The sequence below is a fragment of the Pseudomonas sp. FG1 genome (assembly GCF_034313875.1).
GTDB lineage: Bacteria > Pseudomonadota > Gammaproteobacteria > Pseudomonadales > Pseudomonadaceae > Aquipseudomonas > Aquipseudomonas veronii.
Window position 1 is genome coordinate 807,634 of sequence record NZ_JAVIWP010000001.1, and the last position, 19,895, is coordinate 827,528.

18 protein-coding genes are annotated in these 19,895 nt (G+C 63.6%); 5 read left to right on the forward strand and 13 right to left on the reverse strand.

The features are described 5' to 3' along the window. Positions 1-4 precede the first annotated feature (4 nt). A complete protein-coding gene (locus RGV59_RS03825; RefSeq protein ID WP_322246894.1) occupies positions 5-1,066 on the reverse strand; it encodes a haloacid dehalogenase-like hydrolase in 1,062 nt (353 codons plus the stop codon). A gap of 241 nt (positions 1,067-1,307) precedes the next feature. Here RGV59_RS03825 and RGV59_RS03830 point away from each other — a divergent pair, with 241 nt between their 5' ends. After that, positions 1,308-2,699, forward strand: a complete 1,392-nt coding sequence (locus RGV59_RS03830; protein WP_102618288.1) for an L-cystine transporter — start codon at positions 1,308-1,310, stop codon at positions 2,697-2,699. A gap of 84 nt (positions 2,700-2,783) precedes the next feature. On the opposite strand, the gene RGV59_RS03835 is transcribed toward RGV59_RS03830, so the two are convergent. Further along, positions 2,784-3,296: a dihydrofolate reductase gene (locus RGV59_RS03835; protein ID WP_169884630.1), complete on the reverse strand. Its 513-nt coding sequence runs from the start codon at positions 3,294-3,296 to the stop codon at positions 2,784-2,786. A 90-nt stretch (positions 3,297-3,386) separates the two neighbouring features. On the opposite strand from RGV59_RS03835, the gene RGV59_RS03840 reads away from it, so the two are divergent. Together RGV59_RS03840 and RGV59_RS03845 are read left to right on the forward strand one after the other, a co-directional pair. After that, positions 3,387-4,766, forward strand: a complete 1,380-nt coding sequence (locus RGV59_RS03840) for a DUF2868 domain-containing protein (RefSeq protein ID WP_322246895.1) — start codon at positions 3,387-3,389, stop codon at positions 4,764-4,766. Continuing rightward, positions 4,759-6,126, forward strand: coding sequence for a DUF3482 domain-containing protein (locus RGV59_RS03845; RefSeq protein WP_017845042.1), 1,368 nt, complete (start codon positions 4,759-4,761; stop codon positions 6,124-6,126). The genes RGV59_RS03840 and RGV59_RS03845 overlap by 8 nt, the downstream gene beginning before the upstream one ends. A gap of 6 nt (positions 6,127-6,132) precedes the next feature. Here the strand turns inward: RGV59_RS03845 and RGV59_RS03850 are convergent, their stop codons facing one another. From RGV59_RS03850 to RGV59_RS03885, 8 genes are all read right to left on the reverse strand, one after another. Beyond that, positions 6,133-6,675 (reverse strand): hypothetical protein, encoded by a 543-nt coding sequence (locus RGV59_RS03850; protein ID WP_017845043.1) that lies wholly within the window; start codon positions 6,673-6,675, stop codon positions 6,133-6,135. Between the two features lie 93 nt (positions 6,676-6,768). Further along, positions 6,769-7,323: a phosphonate degradation HD-domain oxygenase gene (locus RGV59_RS03855; protein ID WP_026139794.1), complete on the reverse strand. Its 555-nt coding sequence runs from the start codon at positions 7,321-7,323 to the stop codon at positions 6,769-6,771. After that, positions 7,323-8,456, reverse strand: a complete 1,134-nt coding sequence (locus RGV59_RS03860) for a TIGR03364 family FAD-dependent oxidoreductase (protein ID WP_017845045.1) — start codon at positions 8,454-8,456, stop codon at positions 7,323-7,325. Before RGV59_RS03860 ends, RGV59_RS03855 begins: the two co-directional genes overlap by 1 nt. Positions 8,457-8,592: 136 nt before the next feature. Next, the gene (locus RGV59_RS03865; RefSeq protein ID WP_017845046.1) at positions 8,593-9,615 is read right to left on the reverse strand and encodes a putative 2-aminoethylphosphonate ABC transporter substrate-binding protein; all 1,023 of its coding nucleotides are present in this window, start codon (positions 9,613-9,615) and stop codon (positions 8,593-8,595) included. An 18-nt stretch (positions 9,616-9,633) separates the two neighbouring features. Beyond that, on the reverse strand, positions 9,634-11,346 hold the full coding sequence (locus tag RGV59_RS03870; RefSeq protein WP_275958121.1) for a putative 2-aminoethylphosphonate ABC transporter permease subunit: 1,713 nt from the start codon (positions 11,344-11,346) through the stop codon (positions 9,634-9,636). Between the two features lies 1 nt (position 11,347). Further along, positions 11,348-12,412, reverse strand: a complete 1,065-nt coding sequence (locus RGV59_RS03875) for a putative 2-aminoethylphosphonate ABC transporter ATP-binding protein (RefSeq protein ID WP_322246896.1) — start codon at positions 12,410-12,412, stop codon at positions 11,348-11,350. A gap of 247 nt (positions 12,413-12,659) precedes the next feature. After that, positions 12,660-13,523, reverse strand: coding sequence for a LysR family transcriptional regulator (locus RGV59_RS03880; RefSeq protein WP_322246897.1), 864 nt, complete (start codon positions 13,521-13,523; stop codon positions 12,660-12,662). A gap of 16 nt (positions 13,524-13,539) precedes the next feature. After that, a complete protein-coding gene (locus RGV59_RS03885) occupies positions 13,540-15,798 on the reverse strand; it encodes a heavy metal translocating P-type ATPase (RefSeq protein ID WP_104904282.1) in 2,259 nt (752 codons plus the stop codon). An 84-nt stretch (positions 15,799-15,882) separates the two neighbouring features. On the opposite strand from RGV59_RS03885, the gene cadR reads away from it, so the two are divergent. Continuing rightward, entirely contained in the window at positions 15,883-16,332 is a 450-nt protein-coding gene (cadR, locus tag RGV59_RS03890; RefSeq protein WP_017845051.1) for a Cd(II)/Pb(II)-responsive transcriptional regulator, read from the forward strand. 82 nt (positions 16,333-16,414) lie between these two features. Here the strand turns inward: cadR and RGV59_RS03895 are convergent, their stop codons facing one another. The 3 genes from RGV59_RS03895 to RGV59_RS03905 form a co-directional block, all read right to left on the reverse strand. Then, the gene (locus RGV59_RS03895; RefSeq protein ID WP_017845052.1) at positions 16,415-17,248 is read right to left on the reverse strand and encodes a thymidylate synthase; all 834 of its coding nucleotides are present in this window, start codon (positions 17,246-17,248) and stop codon (positions 16,415-16,417) included. A 52-nt stretch (positions 17,249-17,300) separates the two neighbouring features. Further along, positions 17,301-18,113: a prolipoprotein diacylglyceryl transferase gene (gene lgt / locus RGV59_RS03900; RefSeq protein WP_017845053.1), complete on the reverse strand. Its 813-nt coding sequence runs from the start codon at positions 18,111-18,113 to the stop codon at positions 17,301-17,303. Between the two features lie 66 nt (positions 18,114-18,179). Then, on the reverse strand, positions 18,180-18,962 hold the full coding sequence (locus tag RGV59_RS03905) for a sulfite exporter TauE/SafE family protein (protein ID WP_017845054.1): 783 nt from the start codon (positions 18,960-18,962) through the stop codon (positions 18,180-18,182). Positions 18,963-19,083: 121 nt separating this feature from the next. Between RGV59_RS03905 and RGV59_RS03910 the strand changes: the two genes are divergently transcribed. After that, positions 19,084-19,830, forward strand: coding sequence for an NRDE family protein (locus tag RGV59_RS03910; protein WP_322246898.1), 747 nt, complete (start codon positions 19,084-19,086; stop codon positions 19,828-19,830). Positions 19,831-19,895 lie beyond the last annotated feature (65 nt).

Genomic DNA, 19,895 nt, shown 5'->3' on the forward strand with positions numbered 1-19,895 from the left:
GGTCTTACTGGATCTCATCCGGCTTGACGATCACCCAGTTCTTGTCCGCCGTCACCGGCAAGCCTTCCTTGGCCTGGGCGGCCGCGTGTTTGGCCATCATGCCGTTGAGCTGGGTCATGTACTTGTCTTTGCGGTTGACCCACAGGTGAATGCCGCCCTTGGCCACGTCCACATCGTGGAACAGCATGTAGCCGTCGCTGGTCGGGGTATCGCCGCCGACGATTACCGGCTTTTTCCATTCGTCGATGTAGGTCAGGATCGCGGCGTGCTTGCCGGCCATCCAGGTCGCCGGGGTCCACAGGTAGGGGGTCAATTCCAGACCGAGGTTGGCTTTTTCGTCGTATTTGCCGGCCGTGATCTGCTTGCGTGCGGTGGTCAGTTCGCCGGTCTTGCGGTCCTTGAGCAGGGTGCTCACGCCGATGACGTTCTGCGGTTTGACGTTGTAGCCGTACTTCGGATCGGCAGCGACCATGCGTACCAGCTCTTCCGACGCGGCGGTCATCACATACACCTCGATGCCGTTTTCCATCAGCTTGTTGTACAGCTCAGCCTGGCCGGTGAAGACTTTCGGCGGCTGGACTTCGGAGTTCTTCACCGCGTCGCCTTCGAAATAGCTGACCGGCACTGGCTTGCCGGAGGCCATCAACTCATCGACCTGGACCTTGAGTTCCTTGAGGGTAAAACCTGCAAACACCTGGGCCACCCACGGGTAGCAGACCATGTCATCCACTTCGCAGAGGCGATAGTAGTAACTGAACAGACTTTCCTTATGGTCGGCGGTGTCTTTGAAGGGCATAAGCTTGAGCGACGGGTCGAGGCTGTCGCGGGTGATCAGGCCCTTGTTTTCCATGTAGGGCAGCAGGGACTCTTCGAGGTCGTAGCGGTAGCTGGTGTTGTCCATGTCGAACACCGCGAAGTTACCCTTGTTGGCGTTGGCGGCGATCATTTCGTTCAGTTGCTTGGCGGCCGGGGCCGGCCAGTGTTTCAACTCGGTGGCGGCGAACGCCTGGCCGGCAAGTGCGAGGCAGAATGCGGCGGATACCAGTAGTTTCGGCGCGAACTTCATAGGCGTTGTCTCCCTGAGTGAAAGACATCGACGCTAACAAATCCCTGTGACAGTTTTCGCCCGGTCGCGACCGCTTGCGTTCTGATTCCGCCATTGCCATGCGCCTGAGCGCCAACTACTTATTCCAAAAACGACAGATACCATTCCATATTGGTATTAAATCAATATATATCAAGCTGTTAGGCTTCCCGGTTCGCAATCGCAGGCTCACGCGATTGGCAACACTCTCAACGGAGCTTCAATGAATCTGCCCCTGATTCTCAACTTACTGGTGTTCGTGGCCCTGTTGCTGGGCCTGGCACAAACCCGTCGAACGAACTGGAGCCTCGCCAAGAAAGTCCTGTTCGCCCTGATACTCGGCGTGGCGTTCGGTACGGCCTTGCACGCCATTTACGGCGATGGCAACCCGGTCCTCAAAGCCTCTATCGGCTGGTTCGATCTGGTCGGCAACGGTTATGTGCAGTTGCTGCAAATGATCGTGATCCCGCTGGTGTTCGCTTCGATCCTCAGCGCCGTGGCACGTCTGCACAACGCCGCGTCCCTGGGCAAGATCAGCTTCCTGACCATCGGCACCTTACTGTTCACCACCGCGATTGCGGCGCTGATCGGCATCGGCCTGACCAACCTGTTCGGCCTCACCGCCGAAGGCCTGGTGGCCGGCACCCAGGAAATGGCGCGCCTGCAAGTGATCCAGAGCGACTACGCGGGCAAGGTCGCCGACCTGAATATCCCGCAGTTGCTGTTGTCGTTCGTGCCAGCGAATCCGTTTGCCGACCTGGCCCGCGCCAAGCCGACCTCGATCATCAGCGTGGTGATCTTCGCCGCCTTCCTCGGCGTGGCCGCGCTGCAACTGCTCAAGGATGACGTGGAAAAGGGCCAGAAAGTGCTCAACGCCATCGACACCCTGCAAGCCTGGGTGATGCGCCTGGTGCGCCTGGTGATGAAACTCACGCCCTACGGCGTATTGGCGCTGATGACCAAGGTGGTCGCCGGTTCCAACCTGCAAGACATCATCAAGCTCGGCAGTTTTGTCGTGGTCTCGTACCTGGCGCTGGGGCTGATGTTCGTGGTGCATGGCCTGCTGCTGTCGCTGGCCGGGATCAACCCGCTGCGCTTCTTGCGCAAGGTCTGGCCGGTGCTGACGTTCGCCTTCACCAGCCGCTCCAGCGCGGCGGCGATCCCGCTGAGTATCGAAGCGCAGACCCGCCGCCTGGGCATCCCGCACGCCATCGCCGGTTTCGCCGCCTCGTTCGGCGCGACCATCGGCCAGAACGGTTGCGCCGGTCTCTACCCGGCAATGCTGGCGGTGATGGTCGCGCCGACGGTCGGCATCAACCCGTTGGACCCGCTGTGGATCGCGACCCTGGTGGCGATTGTGACCTTGAGTTCGGCGGGCGTTGCCGGCGTGGGCGGCGGGGCGACGTTTGCCGCGCTGATCGTACTGCCGGCGATGGGCTTGCCGGTGTCACTGGTGGCGCTGCTGATTTCCGTGGAGCCGCTGATCGACATGGGCCGTACCGCGTTGAACGTGAACGGTTCGATGACAGCCGGGGCGATTACCAGCCAGATCATGCAGCAGACCGATAAAGAACGGCTGAATGCGGATGAGCATGCGGAGTTGGCGCAGGCCTGATAGACCGCTATCGGGGGCAAGCCCCCTCCCACACTTGATCGCATTCACCCGGTCAAATGTGGGAGGGGCTTGCCCCCGATGCTTTTAGGCTTTTTCCCAAACTTCGAAGTTGTAAGCCGGCTTGTCACCTTCGGCTGGGTTCTGCAGATTGGAAACCAACTTCCACTGGTTCTCATCAAACGCCGGAAACCACGCATCCCCTTCCGGGCTCAGCGCCACCCGCGTCAGGTACAGGCGATCCGCCTGTTCCAGCCCCTGTGCATAAAGCTGCGCGCCGCCGATCAGCATCAGCTCATCCACGCCCTGCTCCAGGGCCCACGCTTGCGCGCGTTCCACCGCCGCTTCAAGCGACGGAAAAACTTCCGCACCTTCCAGCGCCAGGTCGGTCTGACGACTGACCACAATGTTCAAGCGCCCCGGCAGCGGTCGGCCCAGGGAATCCCAGGTCTTGCGCCCCATGATGATCGGCTTGCCCAGGGTGGTGGCCTTGAAATATTTGAAATCCCCCGGCAAATGCCAGGGCATGCTGTTGTCGATGCCGATCACACGGTTTTCACCGAGGGCTGCGATCAGGCTTAGAGGGAGAGTTTTTTTCATGGCGACGAGAATACCAGAGCCACGCGAAGCGTACCCCAACCGGCTGCACAGCGGTTATGCTCCAGGCTCACTGACACAACAGGACGGCGCGTGACTGCACTGACCCCCCTGCAAACACTCTGGCTGACGGAAACCGTGCGCCTGCGCGAAGAACACGCCGGCCCGCTGGAAGATCAGCAAGCCAATCGCCTGGCCCGCACGGCCGGCGGCGACCTGTCGACGCGCATTCAACAGCGCGCCCTGCACCTGGCAGAGCGCGATGGGCTGACAACCGCCCTCATCCGCTGGCTGCAAGGTGCGCGTTTGGCCCTGATACTGCTGGCGATAGTCGCGGTGATCAGCGGTGCGGGCCTGGCCTTTGCTGCGCTGGGTAACGGCTTGACCCCGGTGAATGTGTTCTGGGCGCTGGGCAGCCTGCTCGGCTTGAACCTGATCCTGCTGATCAGTTGGGCATTGGGCCTGTTGTTTGCCGGAGAACACAGCGCCAGCCTCGGCCGGCTGTGGTTGTGGCTCAGCGAAAAATTCGCGCGTGACGCCAAAGCCGCGCAACTGGCGCCGGCGTTGCTGCTGCTATTGCAGCGCCAGAAGCTCAATCGCTGGGCCGTCGGGGTGCTGGTCAACAGCCTGTGGTTACTCGCATTGCTCAGCGCGCTGGCGATCCTGCTGACACTGCTCGCCACCCGGCGCTACGGTTTTGTGTGGGAAACCACCATCCTCGGCGCCGACACCTTCGTCGCCGTGACCCAAGCCCTCGGCGCCCTGCCCGCCCTGCTTGGTTTCAACGTCCCCACGGTGGAGATGATCCGCGCCAGCGGCGATTCCGCCCTGAACATCGACAGCGCCCGCCAGGCCTGGGCTGCCTGGCTGGTGGGCGTGCTGCTGATCTACGGCCTGTTGCCGCGGTTGATCCTTGCCCTGCTGTGCCTGTGGCGCTGGAAACGCGGGCGCGCCGCCCTGCGCCTGGACCTCAACCTGCCCGGCTACAGCCAACTGCGCGAACGCCTGATGCCAAGCAGCGAACGGCTTGGGGTCAACGATGCGGCACCGGAGCAGTTGCACGCCGTCAGCGGCGGCGTCAGCGAACTGCACAGTGACGGCGCGCTGGTGGTCGCCATCGAACTCGACGACCAGCACCCGTGGCCGCCGAAGCTGCCGGGCAACGTGCAGAACGCCGGCATCCTCGACAGCCGCGAATCACGCCACAAACTGCTGGAACAACTGACCCGCTTCCCGCCAGCGCGCCTGGCCATCGCCTGCGACCCGCGCCGCTCGCCCGACCGGGGCAGCCTGGCGCTGATCGCCGAACTGGCGCGCAGCGCCAGCGCCACCCGCGTGTGGCTGCTGCAAGCGCCACCCGGCCAGGCGCTGGACGCCGAACGCCTGGGCGATTGGCACGCGGCGCTGCAACAACTGGAGCTGCCCTTCGCCGATTGCGCGCCGTTGAACTGGCTGGAGAGCGGCCATGACTAAACCCCTGAAACTCGCCGTGGTCGGCCACACCAATGTCGGCAAGACCTCGCTGCTGCGCACCCTGACCCGCGATGTCGGTTTCGGCGAAGTCTCCCACCGCCCCAGCACCACGCGGCATGTCGAAGGCGCGCGCTTGTCGGTCGAGGGCGAAGCCCTGCTGGAACTCTACGACACCCCCGGCCTGGAAGATGCCATCGCCCTGCTCGACTATCTGGAGCGCCTCGATCGCCCCGGCGAACGCCTCGACGGCCCGGCACGCCTGGCGCGCTTCCTGGAAGGCAGCGAAGCCCGCCAGCGTTTCGAACAGGAAGCCAAGGTGCTGCGCCAACTGCTGGCCTCCGACGCCGGCCTGTATGTGATCGACGCCCGCGAGCCGGTGCTGGCCAAGTACCGCGACGAACTGCAAGTGCTGGCCAGTTGCGGCAAACCGTTATTGCCCGTGCTCAACTTCGTCAGCAGCAACGATCATCGCGAACCGGACTGGCGCGAAGCCCTGGCCCGCCTCGGCCTGCACGCACTGGTGCGGTTCGACAGCGTCGCGCCGCCGGAAGACGGCGAACGCCGCCTGTATGAAAGCCTCGCCCTGCTGCTGGAAAACGCCCGGCCCCAACTGGAACGGCTGATCCTCGACCAGCACGCCCAACGCCAGGCCCGCCAGCAAAGTGCCGCGCGGCTGATCGCCGAACTGCTGATCGACTGCGCCGCGTGCCGGCGCAGCGTGGTCACTGAAGAGGAACCGCAAGCCATCGGCGATTTGCGCAAGGCCGTGCGCCAGCGCGAGCAGCGTTGCGTGGAAGCCTTGCTCAAGCTGTTCGGCTTCCGCCCGCAGGACGCCGCCGCCAGCGACTTGCCGCTGCTCGACGGGCGCTGGGGCGATGACCTGTTCAACCCGGAAACCCTCAAGCAACTCGGCGTGCGCGTCGGCGGCGGGATTGCCGCCGGCGCGGCCGCCGGTGCCGGGGTCGACCTGCTGGTGGGTGGGTTGACCCTTGGCGCCGCCGCGCTGGCGGGCGCCATTGCCGGTGGCGCGCTGCAAACCGCGCGCAGCTATGGCGGGCGCCTGCTGGGCAAGATCAAGGGCCAGCGCGAGCTGACCGTCGACGACAGCGTGCTGCGCCTGCTGGCCCTGCGCCAACGCCAATTGCTCAAGGCCCTGAACCTGCGCGGTCATGCGGCGATGCACAGCATCAAGGTCGACACGCCGCAGGACAAGACCTGGCGCGAAGGCAAGCTGCCCGATGCCCTGCACAAGGCCCGCGCCCACCCGCAGTGGTCGTCCCTCAACCCCCACGCCAAATTGAGCCAGGCCGAGCGCCAGGAGCAGGTCGAAGCCCTGGCCGCCCGGCTCGATGAAGCCTGACCCCGCTTATTGACGCGCGTACCACTCAAAGCCCAGAAAGGTCGTACACAACGTGCGGATCAGCTCTTTATCGGCCTTGTCCGCAATACCGTCGCGGTCGATGTCACTGTTGGTAAACGATTCCAGCACCCCGTCGCCATCGCCGTCATAGGCGGCGGCCTTGTAGATCAGCGAGCCCTTGCACTGCGGCGCCGTGCGCTCTTGGAATTCCAGCTTGACCGCGTTGGGCGTGCCGGCCTTGGCGTAATGATCGACGTACAGCGTCAACGTGCGCTGCCAGTGGCTGCGCCGATTGAACCAGTTCAACTTCAAAAAGCAGTCGGCGAAAGTGTCCACCCGCTGTTTTTCCAGCCGACAGGGACGGGTGACGGGGTTGAGGTCGTCCGCCCATTGCAGGTCGACCCGGCCGTCCGCGCTCATGTCCACGGCGAAGATCTCGTGGATCAGTTCATCGGGGCAGCCAGCCTGCTGCTTATAGAAGTGCAGGATGACTGTGTCCGCCCGACCGTTGCCGCTCATGTCCTGGGCCGTCACTTTTAAGTAGCGCATCAGCGTTGCTCCTTGGATTGAAGAAGCAAGCCACCTTAGTGATCCGACCTCAGGGGCTCTAGGCGGCGCATCTGCGTTTGGCGTAAGGCCAATCTACGCAACCAGTAGCCGCGCGGCCTTGGCCTTGAGTACCTGCAGATCGAGCACCGGCACCTGCGCTTGCTTGGCCTGTTCGTCCCAGTGGCGCAGACGCAGGCTGATGGCGTAGAGCGGGTCTTGCTCGAACGCCCGCGCTTCGTCAGGCGTCATTGCCCCGCCTTGATACGCCAGCGTGCGGCGGCTGGCTTCGCTCAACCGGGCGTAGTAGTCCGGCTGGCTGAAGGTCAGGTAGCGCTTGGCCTCGACGTGATATTCCACCAGCCGCGCCAGGCGCTCGCTGAAACCGACGCGGCGCAGGTAATCGGCGCCCAGCCGCTCATGGCTGACCACGCCATAGCCGCCCATGTTCGCACCGCCCTGGCCGCAGAGATGGCCGATATCGTGGAAAAACGCGGCCAGCACCACTTCATCGTCGAAGCCTTCGGCCATGGCCCACTGCGCGGCCTGGGACATGTGTTCGAGCTGCGACACCGCCTCGCCGATGTAATCCGCCGTGCCGTGTTGCTCGTACAGGCCGAAAACCTCGGCAATCACCTGCTGCGGATTCATCATGCCGCCCCCCACAGTGCGCTGATATTACGCTCGCCCAGCGCCGGCCCCACGCTCATGCCCACGCCGGTATGCATCAACGCGGCGCTGACGCCGGGCGCCACGCGCAGGAACGAGAACGGCACCCGCCCACGTGCGCCGTAGACGCCCTGCCAACGCTCGACCACCTGGACCTTGCAACCCAGGGTCTGCTCGGCCAGTTCGAGCATCCAGTCATCGACCTGCTCGGCGTTGAACGGCGACGCATCGCGGCCGTAGTCGTGGGAGTCGCCGATGATCAGTTCGCCATGGGGCGTCGGGCTGATCAGCAAGTGAATCCCGTGCTCATGCAGGTACGGTGCCTCGCGCAGGATCTGCGCCTGCACCGCCGCCGCTTCCGGCAGGTCGGCAAACGCGCCGTAATGCACGCAACTGAGGCCGGTGAGCAAGGCGTGTTGCAGGTTCAGGTTGACCGCCGGCCGCGCGCGCAGCATTTGCAGGCGGCAGATATGCGGGTCGAGTTCGGCAATCGCTTCGGCCAGCAGGGTTTGGTAGTCGTGGCCCGAGCAGACCACGATCTGCGCGCCACGAAAACTGCCCGCCGTGCTGTGCAACTGGCCCGGCTCGACGTCGCGCACCAGGGTCGAAAAGTGAAACTCCACCTGCAGTTCCTCGCGCAGGTAATCGATCAGCGCCGGGATCGCCTCGCGCGAATACAGCTGCTGATCGTCCTTGCCGTGCAACGCTGCGCGGTGATGACGGAATTGGCCGCCGTACAGATCCCGCAACGCCGCGCCCTGCAGCAGTTCGACGTTATAGCCATACGCCTGGGCGCGGCCGGCGCAGAAGGCTTCCAGCAGATGTTCTTCGGCTTCGCTGCGGGCGAACAGATACGAGCCGTTGCGCTTGAGCTGCAAGCCGGCCAGCCGCGCCCATTCGCCCCAGATATCGCGGCTTTGCCGCGCCAGGTCGAGCATCGGGCCTGGCGGTTGGCCGGTGACCAGGGCCTGGCCGAAGTTGCGCACCGAGGCGCCCAACGGCGTGGCGCTGCGCTCGAACACCTTGACCTTGAGCCCGCGCTTGGCTGCCGCGTAGGCGTGGGACAGGCCGAGGATGCCGGCGCCGATGATCAGCAGGTCGCTGTGGTGTGTCATTTAGTGATGTCCTGTTTTCAAGACCGCTATCGGGGGCAAGCCCCCTCCCACACTTGACCGAGTTCCAACATGAGAATGCGGTCAACATGTGGGAGGGGGCTTGCCCCCGAAGAGGCCATCAGCCCAAACGGAGTATTTACTGACCCGCTACCTTCTCCGACTTACCGTCATAGCGCTTGCGCCATTCAGTCAGAATGCTGTCGCGGTTTTTCGAGGCCCAGGTGAAGTCGTTCTTGATCAGCCGCTGCTCGTAGTCCGCCGGCAATTCGGTCTGCGGCTTGGCGATGCCCGGCTGGGCGAGCACGGCGAAGTTGTCCTTGTACAGGTCCATCGCCGCGGTGCTGGCGGAGAAGTCGGCGAGTTTCTTCGCCGCGTCGGCGTGGGCGCTGCCTTTGATCACCGCCGTCGCTTCGATGTCCCAGCCCAGGCCTTCTTTTGGCAGGATGATGTCCAGCGGCGCGCCCTGGCGCTTCAACTGCACGGCCGGGTATTCGAAGGAAATACCGATCGGGAATTCACCCGAAGCCGCCAGCTTGCACGGCTTGGAACCGGAGTGGACGTACTGGCCGATGTTCTGGTGCAGGTCGTCCATGTACTGCCAGCCCTGCTTCTCGCCGAAGGTCTGCAGCCAGGCGCTCACATCCAGGAAACCGGTGCCCGAGGACGCCGGGTTGGGCATCACGATCTTGCCCTTGTACTCAGGCTTGGTCAGGTCTTGCCAGCTCACCGGTTTGCTCAGGCCCTGCTTCTCGGCTTCGACGGTGTTGAAGCAGATCGTCGCGGCCCAGACGTCCATGCCGACCCACGCAGGCGGGTTGGCGGCGTCACGGTAGTGTTTGCCGATCTTGTCCAGGCCCTTGGGCGCGTAACTTTCGAGCATGCCTTGCTGGTCGAGGATCGCCAGGCTCGACGCGGCCAGGCCCCAGACCACATCGGCTTGCGGACGGTCTTTTTCCGCGAGCAGCTTGGCGGTGATGATGCCGGTGGAGTCACGCACCCATTTGATTTCGATGTCGGGGTTGGCCTGCTCGAAGGCCTGTTTATAGGTCTTCAATTGCTCGGCTTCGAGGGCCGTGTACACGGTCAATTCAGTCTTGGCGAAGGCATTCAGGCTGAATGCAGTGAGTACGGCAGCGACCAACGCGAGGGGCTTGAACATGGCATACCTCCTTCAGGGTTATTGGCCCGGCGCGGTCTGGCGCCAGGCTTGGGAGCGGCGCAACGCGCCACGTGAGGCCCACGCCAGCAGCAGCGAGACGCCGGCCGAAGTGAACAGAATCAAAGTGGACATGGCCGCCGCGCCGCCCACATTGCCGGCGTCGTCCATGTTCAACACGGCGACGGCGGCGAGGATGGTGTCGGGGCTGTAGAGGAAGATCGCCGCCGAGACAGTGGTCATCGCCGACACAAACAGGTAGCGCACGATGTCCAGCAGCGCCGGCAGGCAGATCGGCACGGTGACGCGCAGGTAGTGGCGGTACAGCGGCGCCTTGAGCGACAACGCGGCGGCTTCGAACTCCGCGTCCAACTGGCGCAGCGCGGTGGTGGCGGTCATCTGCGCGGTGGTCAAATAATGAGCGATGGTACACACCACCAGCAGCGTCATGGTGCCGTAGAACACATGCAGCGGGTTGCCGCTGAGGTTGAAGAAGAAGACGTAGCCCAGGCCCAGCACCAGGCCCGGCACGGCCATCGGCACGAAGCTGAGCATGCGCAGCGCCAGGTTGAGGCCTTTCTGGCTCTGGGTCTTTTCCATCAGGTACGCGCCGGTGAAGATCAGCACGCTGCCGATCAACGCCGTACACAGCGCCAGGGTCAGGCTGTTGCGGTACGCCAGCCAGCCGCCGCCGGCTGTGTCTTCGAACTGGTAGTGGTTGAGCGACAGCGACAGGTTGTAGGGCCAGAACTTCACCAGCGACGAGTACACCGCCATGCCGAACACCAGCAGCAACACCGCGCAGATCAGCAGCACGATGGCCAGGTAACAGGCATCGCGCCGCCGCGACGGGGCCGGCTGGAACACTTGGGCACGGCCGCCCATGGCATCGCCCTGACGCCGACGCAGCCAGGTATCGACGCCAAAGCTGAACAGCGCCGGCAGCAGCAACACCATGCCGATCAACGCCCCGCGCCCGAACTGTTGCTGGCCGACCACGGCCTTGTAGGCTTCCAGCGCCAATACCTGATAATCGCCGCCGACCACCACCGGTACGCCAAAGTCAGTGATGGTCAGGGTGAACACCAGGCAAAACGCGGCGAACACCGCCTGGCGCGTGGCCGGCCAAGTGATGCTGCGAAATGCCCGGGCCGGGCTGGCGCCCATGCTCGAGGCGGCATCGAACAAGCGCGCATCCGCCAGGGAAAGCGCCGACAACAGGATCATCAAGGCGTGTGGGAAGGTGTAGATCACCTCACCGAGGACAATGCCCCAGAAGCCGTAGATATTCTCCGACAACAAACCGCGCAGCAGGCCCTGGTTGCCGAACAGATAGACCAGCGCGATCCCCGGCAGCATCGACGGCGCCATCAAGGGCAGCAGCGATAGCCCGCGCCAGAGCGCCTTGGCCGGGATCAGTGTGCGTTGCAGCGCGTAGGCAAACAGATACGCCAGCGGTACGACAATGACCGCCACGCTGAGGGAGACTTTCAGGCTATTCCCAAGCAGCCAGTGGAAGTTGGCGCTGCTGACCAGTTCCCGCGCCGCCACCAGCCCGCCGCCCTGCCCGGCTTCGCTGCTGAAGCCGCGCCAGAAGATCGCCAGCAGCGGCAACAACACCGCGATGCCCAGCAGGCACAGCCATAGCCATTTGCCGCCCAGCACGAAAAGGCGGTCGCCCAACTCGGCGCGGGACACCCGGCGTGCAATGGGCAGCGTCATCAGCGCACCCATGTCAGGCAAACACCTGCAGGCTGCGCGGCGGCAACGCGACCCAGATGTCCTGGGCCCCCAGGCGCGGCATGGCTTCCGGAGCCAGTTCGGCCAGCAGCGGATGACCGGGCAGTTGCGCCAGTTCAAAGCTCATGCGGCAACGGTTGCCGAGGAAGGTGATCTCGCGGACCTTGGCCGCAAACAGGTTCTCTTCATGCACCAGCGGGTTGACGCTGATCGCCTCCGGGCGGCAGAACAGGCGCCCGGAGGTGGCCGCGCCAGCATCATCGGCGAGGCGCATGTGCATCCCGCCGACCTGCGCATGGCTCGCGCTGCTGCGGCTGAACGGCAGCCAATTGCCCTGGCCGACGAACTCCGCCACGAACGGTGTGGCCGGGTGGTCGTAAATCTCTTGGGGCGTGGCGTATTGCTCGACCTTACCGTTGTTCATCACGGCAATGCGGTCGGCCATCAACATGGCTTCGTCCTGATTGTGGGTGACCATCAGCGTGGTGACGCCCAGGCGCCGTTGCAGTAGGCGCAGTTCGGTACACAGGTGCTCACGGACGCGGGCGTCGAGGGCCGACATCGGTTCATCGAGCAGCAACAGCGAGGGTGCCGGCGCCAAGGCGCGGGCCAGGGCGACCCGTTGTTGCTGGCCGCCGGAGAGTTGGCCGGGGTATTTCTTTTCGCTGCCGAGCAGGCCGACCAGTTCGAGCATCTGACCGACACGCTTGCGCACTTCATCGCGACCGCTGCCGGTGAGGCCGTAGCCGATATTCGCTTCAACGCTGAGGTTGGGGAACAACGCGTAGGACTGGAACAAAATGCCGTAGTCCCGCGCCTGCGGCGGCAGCAGGGAAACATCCCGCTCCCCCAGGTAAAGCTCCCCACTGTCCTGGCGCTCGAGGCCGGCGATGCAGCGCAGCAGCGTGGTCTTGCCGCAACCGGACGGGCCCAGCAGGCACACCAGCTCGCCGGCGGCGACGTCCAGGGACACGTTGTCCAGCGCGGTAAAGGCGCCGAAGCGTTTCTGGATACCGCGCACCTTCATTGGCGCGCCGGGTTGGGTCAGGGCTGTGTTCATGGAGGCACCTCATCAAACAGATGAGGGCCATGCTAGGCAGGCAATGCGTCCCTGATGTGGCAGAAAGGCAAAACGTGGCGATAGTGGTATTGGTGGATTTGGGTAGGGTTTATCCAGAAGGGGTGGCCTTGAGGGCCAATCGGGGGCAAGCCCCCTCTCACATGTTGACCGCATTCTCATGTTGGAACTCGGTCAAGTGTGGGAGGGGGCTTGCCCCCGATAGGGCCCTCAAGACCACCACCGTATTTCAGATCGGCGACATTTCCTGCGCCAACCCGAGAAAAGCAGCTGGCAGGCGAGCGCCTTTTCTTTCCTTGAGGCAGTAGAGGTACTCAACGATCTGCGGCGCGTTCTCGATGGTCAGCACCCGCAACTGCGGGTCGTGGGGCACTTCCTGGCGGGCGATGATGCTGATGCCGATATTGCGCAGCACCGCTTCACGAATCGACTCGCGGCTGCCGATTTCCAGCAGCGGCCCGTAACTCACGCCGGCGCCCTGCAGCAGCTGTTCCGTCAGGCGTCGCGTGGTGGAGCCGGCTTCACGCATCAACAGCGTATGCCCGGCCAGCGCGGTCAACGGCACATGATCGAGCGTCGCCAACGGGTGGTTGCGATGCACCGCCAGCACCAGCGGATCGGTGCCCAGCACACGGCGAATCAGACGCGGGTCTTCCAGCAGTTGCGAGGACGCGGCGACGTCGACGCGGTAATCATCCAGGGCTTCGAGCACCTGTTGGGAGTTGCCGATTTCCACCGACACTTCCACCTGGGGCAAACGCTCGCGGAAGGCTTTGACCAGGTCGAGGATGTAATACGGCGCCGTCGCGGCAATCCGCAATGCGCCCTGGACCTGGCCACTGTTACGCAGGAAAAACTCGATATCCGCTTCCTGTTGCAACAGCGTCTTGACCATCGGCAGCAGGCGCGCGCCTTCGTCGCTGACCGTCAGGCGGCGGCCCCCGCGATAGAACAGCTCGACGCCGTACTGGCTTTCCAGGTTGCGGATCTGCGTGGTGACGGTGGGCTGGCTCAAGCCGAGTTTTTTCGCCGCCTGGGTAATGCTGCCCAGGCGGGCGACCATAAAAAACGCCTTCAACTCGGCACTCAGCACACCACCCTCACATCATCTATTTGCGCAGCAGGCGCAGGCCATTGAACACCACCAGCAGGCTTACGCCCATGTCGGCAAACACCGCCATCCACATGGTGGCCATGCCCAGGAAGGTGACCGCAAGGAAGACCGCCTTGATCACCAGCGCCAGGGCGATGTTCTGCTTGAGGATACTCGAGGTTTGCCGCGACAACCGAATGAAAGCCGGAATCTTGCGCAAATCATCGTCCATCAAGGCCACGTCGGCAGTTTCGATGGCAGTGTCGGTGCCTGCCGCGGCCATGGCAAAACCGATCTCGGCGCGGGCCAACGCCGGGGCGTCGTTGATGCCGTCGCCGACCATGCCCACGCGCCGGCCTTGGCCGTAAAGGGCTTCAATGGCTAGCAGTTTGTCGGTGGGCAACAGGTCGCCCTGGGCCTGGTCGATGCCGACCTGGGCCGCAATCGCCTGGGCAGTGTGGGTGTTATCGCCGGTGAGCATCAGGGTTTTGATGCCCAGCTCGTGCAACTGCTGGATCGCTTCGCGGCTGCTGTCCTTGACCGTGTCGGCCACGGCGAACAGCGCCAGCGGGCCGGATTTGTCGAGCAGCAGCACCACGGATTTGCCTTGTTTCTCCAGGGCGAAGAGTTTGTCTTCCAGCGCGGGCGAGCACAGGCCGAGTTCTTCCACCAGGCGGTGGTTGCCCAGGTGGTAGGTTGCGCCGTTGATATCACCGCGCACACCGCGACCGGTCAGGGCAGTGAAGTTATCCACAGCATGGCGCGGCAGGTTTTTATCCACAGCCGCGTTGGCGATGGCCAGCGATACCGGGTGGTCGGAACGCCCGGCGAGGGCAGCGGCCAACGCCGGCGCACTGTCTTCGACATTCGGGAACAGGGCCAGGTAGTCGGTTTGCACCGGTTTGCCGTGGGTGATGGTGCCGGTCTTGTCGAGGGCCAGGTAGTCGAGCTTGTAACCGCCCTCCAGGTACACGCCGCCCTTGATCAGGATGCCTTTGCGCGCCGCTGCGGCCAGGCCACTGACGATGGTCACCGGGGTGGAGATCACCAAGGCGCACGGGCATGCGACCACCAGCAACACCAGGGCGCGGTAGATCCAGTCGAACCAGACGCCAGCCATGAACAGCGGCGGGATCAGCGCCACGCCCAGGGCAAACAGGAACACCGCCGGGGTGTAGATCTTCGCAAAACGGTCGACAAAACGCTGGGTCGGCGCGCGGGCGCCCTGAGCCTGTTCCACGGCGTGGATGATCCGCGCCAGGGTCGAGTTGCTGGCGGCCGCCGTGACTGCGTATTCCAGGGAACCGGCCTGGTTGATGGTGCCGGCGAAGACTTTATCGCCCACGGTTTTTTCAATCGGCAGGCTTTCGCCGGTGATCGGCGCCTGGTCGATGGTCGACTGGCCGGCGGTGACTTCGCCGTCCAGGCCGATGCGCTCGCCGGGGCGAACCCGCACGATGGCGCCCAATTCCACACTGTTCACTTCCCGTTCGGCCCAACTGCCGTCGGCCTGGCGCACTGTGGCCCGTTCCGGGGTCATCTGCATCAAGCCGCTGATGGCATTGCGCGCGCGGTCGAGGGACTTGGCTTCGATCAATTCGGCCACGGTGAACAGGAACATCACCATCGCCGCTTCCGGCCATTGCCCGATCAGGATCGCGCCGGTCACGGCGATGCTCATCAGCGCGTTGATGTTCAGGTTGAGGTTTTTCAGGGCGATCCAGCCCTTTTTATAGGTGGTCAGGCCGCCGCTGAGGATCGAGACCAGTGCCACCAGGGCGATCACCCAGGTCGGGGCCGCGTTGGTGAAGTGGATCACTTCGGCGGCCAGGGCGCCGACGCCGGACAACGCCAACGGCCACCAGTGTTTCTTCGCCGGCGGTGCGGCAGCCGGGGTGCCCTCTTCGATCGGATCGGCCTGCATGCCCAGGGACTTGATGGCGTCGATGATCGGCGCGGTGCTCGGCAGGTCATGGGTGACGCCGAGGATGCGGTTGATCAGGTTGAATTCCAGCTGCTGCACACCGGCAAGCTTGCCCAGTTTGTTCTGGATCAGGGTCTGCTCGGTGGGGCAGTCCATGGCTTCGATGCGGAAGGTGCTCAGGCGCGAATCGGCGCTGGGCGCGGCGCTCAGTTGCACCAACGCCGGGGCTGGCGTGCCGGAGCAGCAGGAACCGGCGTGGCCGTGGTCATGCACCGGCGTCAGTTTTTTCGGCGCATGAGCGTGGTCATGCGCGTGATCGTGCGTGTGCGGGGTGTGATGGGAGTCGCTCATCTGGTCGCGTCCGTAAGGTGCCTGTTGCCAAGTAAAGACCCTGTAGCCACTATAGGGTCAAGCACCCATTTGGAGATTGCTGCGATGAAGATCGGCGAATTGGCCAAGCTAACCGACTGCCCGGTGGAAACCATCCGTTATTACGAGAAGGAAGGCTTGCTGCCACCACCGGCACGCACCGAGGCCAACTACCGCGTGTACACCCAGGCGCACACCGAGCGGTTGGTGTTTATCCGCAACTGCCGCAGCCTGGACATGACTCTGGAAGAAATCCGCAGCCTGCTGGGCTTACGAGACAGCCCGCAGGACCAATGCGAAAACGTGAATGCGCTGATCGACGAGCATATCCACCATGTCAAAGCGCGGATCGACGGCCTGTTGGCATTGCAGGAACAGCTGATCGACCTGCGCCAGCGCTGTGGCAGCGGGCCGGAGCTGGATCAGTGCGGGATATTGCAGCGGCTGGAGGTCAGCGGCAGTGTCGCCGCCAGCGAGGCCGAGCCTTCGCATGTGGGCAGAAGCCATGGGCATTAATTCAGCCTGGTAACCGAATCAAAGTGTGGGAGGGGGCTTGCTCCCTCCCACACAAGCCCACACCTTTAGACTGAGGCAGCCTTTAGATGGCGACGTCGGCCTTGATGCTTGGGTCGGCGTCGTAACCGACGATTTCGAAGTCTTCGAACTTGTAGTCATAGATCGACGCAGGCTTACGCTTGATCACCAATTCCGGCAGCTTCTTCGGCGTGCGCGCCAGTTGGGTCTGGATCTGTTCCATGTGGTTGCTGTAGGCGTGGGTGTCGCCGGTGGTGACGATGATCTCGTGGGGGATCAGGTCGCACTGCTGGGCCAGCATGTGGGTCAGCAGCGCCAGCGCGGCGGTGTTGTACGGCAGGCCGAGGAATACGTCGGAGCTGCGGATATACAACTGCATCGACAGATGGCCGTCATGCACGAACGCCTGGTACAGCAGGTGGCACGGCGGCAGGGCCTGCTTGCCGTTGCGCGCATTTTCCTGGGGGCTCTTGGTCTCGTCCGGCAGGTACTCGACGTTCCAGCCGTGGAACAGGATGCGGCGGCTGTTGGGGTTGGTCTTCAGCGTCTCGACCATGTAGTCGATCTGATTGATCGTGCCGCCGTCCTTGGTCGGCCAGGCGGTCCACTGCTCGCCGTACACCGGGCCCAGATCACCGTCTTCGGTGGCCCATTCATCCCAGATACGCACGCCGTTCTCGTTCAGCCACTTGATGTTGGTGTTGCCGCTCAACATCCAGATCAATTCGTTGGCGATGCTTTTGAAGTGAAGCTTCTTGGTGGTCAGCAGCGGGAAGCCGTCGGCCAAGTTATGCCGATACTGACGGGCAAACACAGCCTTGGTGCCGGTGCCGGTGCGGTCGCCCTTGGTCAGGCCATTGGTCACGACGTCGTTCAGTAGTTCGAGATATTGCTTCATGTCATTACCCGTATCGGTGCAGCCGAGACCTCGCAGGCCTCGGCATTCGAATTCAAAGCGCGGTGTTCTTCAACGGTTGCGGACGGTTGTACGCCCACCACAGCAGGCCCAGGCCGACGATGATCATCGGCAGACTGAGGATCTGGCCCATGGTCACCCAACCGAACGCCAGGTAGCCCAGTTGCGCATCCGGGACGCGCACGAACTCGACGACAAAACGGAAGATGCCGTAGAACAACGCGAACATACCCGACACAGCCATGGTCGGCCGTGGCTTGCGCGAGAAAATGTACAGAATGAGGAACAGTGCCACACCTTCCAGGGCGAACTGGTACAGCTGCGACGGATGGCGCGGCAATTGCGCCGGGTCGCTGAACGGCGGGAACACCATGGCCCACGGCACGTCGGTCGGCTTGCCCCACAGTTCGGCATTGATAAAGTTACCGATACGCCCGGCGCCCAGGCCGATCGGCACGAACGGCGCAACGAAGTCCATCAGTTGGAAGAATGACTTGCCGTTGCGGCGGCCAAACCACCAGGCGGCGAGCATCACGCCGATAAACCCACCGTGGAAGGCCATGCCGCCCTTCCATACCTCGAAGATCAGCGTCGGGTTGGCGATGTAGGCGGGCAAGTCGTAAAACAGCACATACCCCAGGCGTCCGCCGACGATGACCCCCATCGACAACCAGAAAATCAGGTCGGAGAGTTTTTCCTTGGTCCACGTCGGGTCGAAACGGTTCAGACGCCGGGACGCCATAAACCAGGCGCCGCCGATGCCGATCAGGTACATCAACCCGTACCAATGGATTTTCAGCGGACCGATGGCCAGGGCCACCGGGTCGATCTGCGGGTAAGGCAGCATTGCGACTCCTCGTTAAATCATTCGTTATGGCGACCGGGACCATGCCCGGGCGCGATTAAGGCTGCGTTACAGCAAGAAATTCAAACCCACGCAAAACAGCAGCCCGGCAAACAGGCGTTTGAGCAAGCGCGGCGACAAACGGTGCGCCAGGCGCGCGCCGAAGCGGGCAAACACCATGCTGGTCAGGGCAATGCCCAGCAGCGCCGGCAAATACACGAACCCTAGACTATGAGCGGGCAGCAGCGGGTCATGCCAGCCCAGAATCATGAAACTTAATGCACTGGCCAGCGCAATCGGCAGCCCGCAGGCCGACGAAGTGGCCACCGCTTGCTGCATCGGCACGCTGCGCCAGGTCAAAAACGGCACGGTCAGCGAACCGCCGCCAATCCCGAAAATCGCCGAGGCCCAGCCGATCACCGTGCCCGCCAGGGTCAGACCGAGCTTGCCCGGCACCGTTCGACTGGCCTTGGGCTTGACCTCCAGGGCCAACTGCACGGCGATGATCAGCGCGAACACGCCGATGATCTTCTGCAAGTGGGGGCCGGAAATCGCCTCGGCGGTCAGCGCGCCAAAACCGGCGCCGATCAGGATGCCCACGGTCATCCACACAAAGATCGGCCAGCGCACTGCGCCCCGTCGATGGTGCTCACGCACGGCATTGATCGAGGTGAAGATGATCGTCGCCAGGGACGTGCCCACGGCCAGGTGGGTCAGCACCTGCGGGTCGAAGCCCTGCAAGGTGAAGCTGAACACCAGCACCGGCACGATAATGATCCCGCCGCCCACGCCAAACAGCCCGGCGAGCACCCCGGCACAGGCGCCCAGCAGTAAATACAGCAGAAATTCCATGGGAGCCCCCAAACCAAGTCCGGCATGTTAACGGATGGAAGGCATGCGACCCAACTGGATACGATGGAACGCCCGCGCCAGTGTAGGTAGAGTGGCCAAACACACAAAGGGGGATCGCCTGATGTGCCTGATTGTTTTCGCCTGGCGGCCGGGCCATGCCCAACCGCTGATCGTCGCGGCCAACCGTGACGAGTTCTACGCCCGCCCCAGCCTGCCGCTGGCCCAGTGGCCGGATGCGCCTGCCGTCTATGCCGGCCGCGACCAGGAAGCGGGCGGCACCTGGCTGGGGGTGAACGCCGACGGACGGTTTGCCGCCCTGACCAATATCCGCGACCCGCATCAACCGCCAGCCCGCAAGTCGCGTGGGGAACTGGTGGCGCGGTTTCTCAGCGGTTCGCTACCGCTTGAGCAGTATTTGGCGGAGATCAACGGCCGTTCGATTGAATATGCCGGGTTCAACCTGCTGGTGGCCACGCGGGAGGAGCTGTGGCATTACAACGCCCGCGACAGCGTGCCTACGCAGCTGCCCGCCGGGGTGTACGGCCTTTCCAATGCAGGGCTCGACACGCCATGGCCGAAATTGCTCAAGGCCAAGGCGGCGCTGGGCGAGGTACTGGAGAACCCGCAGCCGGAAACCTTGCTGGATATCTTGAGCGACCCACAGACCGCGCCGTTTGCCGACTTGCCGGACACCGGCGTGGGCTTGGCGACCGAGAGTTTGCTATCAAGCGTATTTATCGCCAGCCCCAGTTATGGGACACGGGCGAGTACAGCGCTGATTGTGAATGCGGACGGCACGCGGCAGATGGTGGAGCGCAGTTTTGGGCCGCACGGTGGGCGGCTCGGCGAAGTCGAACTCAACCTGTAGGAGCGAGCTTGCTCGCGAAAAACGTCAACGATGACGCGCGCCCCCCTGAATGCACGCAGTACCCT

Bases quoted from the DNA above. Each gene is read 5' to 3' on its own strand.
- cadR (WP_017845051.1), top strand. From the start codon at position 15,883: ATGAAGATCGGCGAATTGGCCAAGCTAACCGACTGCCCGGTGGAAACC.
- lgt (WP_017845053.1), bottom strand. From the start codon at position 18,113: ATGCTGCCTTACCCGCAGATCGACCCGGTGGCCCTGGCCATCGGTCCG.
- RGV59_RS03870 (WP_275958121.1), bottom strand. From the start codon at position 11,346: ATGGGTGCGCTGATGACGCTGCCCATTGCACGCCGGGTGTCCCGCGCC.
- RGV59_RS03860 (WP_017845045.1), bottom strand. From the start codon at position 8,456: ATGACACACCACAGCGACCTGCTGATCATCGGCGCCGGCATCCTCGGC.
- RGV59_RS03905 (WP_017845054.1), bottom strand. From the start codon at position 18,962: ATGGAATTTCTGCTGTATTTACTGCTGGGCGCCTGTGCCGGGGTGCTC.
- RGV59_RS03835 (WP_169884630.1), bottom strand. From the start codon at position 3,296: ATGAAAAAAACTCTCCCTCTAAGCCTGATCGCAGCCCTCGGTGAAAAC.
- RGV59_RS03910 (WP_322246898.1), top strand. From the start codon at position 19,084: ATGTGCCTGATTGTTTTCGCCTGGCGGCCGGGCCATGCCCAACCGCTG.
- RGV59_RS03895 (WP_017845052.1), bottom strand. From the start codon at position 17,248: ATGAAGCAATATCTCGAACTACTGAACGACGTCGTGACCAATGGCCTG.
- RGV59_RS03875 (WP_322246896.1), bottom strand. From the start codon at position 12,412: ATGAACACAGCCCTGACCCAACCCGGCGCGCCAATGAAGGTGCGCGGT.
- RGV59_RS03850 (WP_017845043.1), bottom strand. From the start codon at position 6,675: ATGCGCTACTTAAAAGTGACGGCCCAGGACATGAGCGGCAACGGTCGG.
- RGV59_RS03855 (WP_026139794.1), bottom strand. From the start codon at position 7,323: ATGAATCCGCAGCAGGTGATTGCCGAGGTTTTCGGCCTGTACGAGCAA.
- RGV59_RS03825 (WP_322246894.1), bottom strand. From the start codon at position 1,066: ATGAAGTTCGCGCCGAAACTACTGGTATCCGCCGCATTCTGCCTCGCA.
- RGV59_RS03885 (WP_104904282.1), bottom strand. From the start codon at position 15,798: ATGAGCGACTCCCATCACACCCCGCACACGCACGATCACGCGCATGAC.
- RGV59_RS03830 (WP_102618288.1), top strand. From the start codon at position 1,308: ATGAATCTGCCCCTGATTCTCAACTTACTGGTGTTCGTGGCCCTGTTG.
- RGV59_RS03845 (WP_017845042.1), top strand. From the start codon at position 4,759: ATGACTAAACCCCTGAAACTCGCCGTGGTCGGCCACACCAATGTCGGC.
- RGV59_RS03865 (WP_017845046.1), bottom strand. From the start codon at position 9,615: ATGTTCAAGCCCCTCGCGTTGGTCGCTGCCGTACTCACTGCATTCAGC.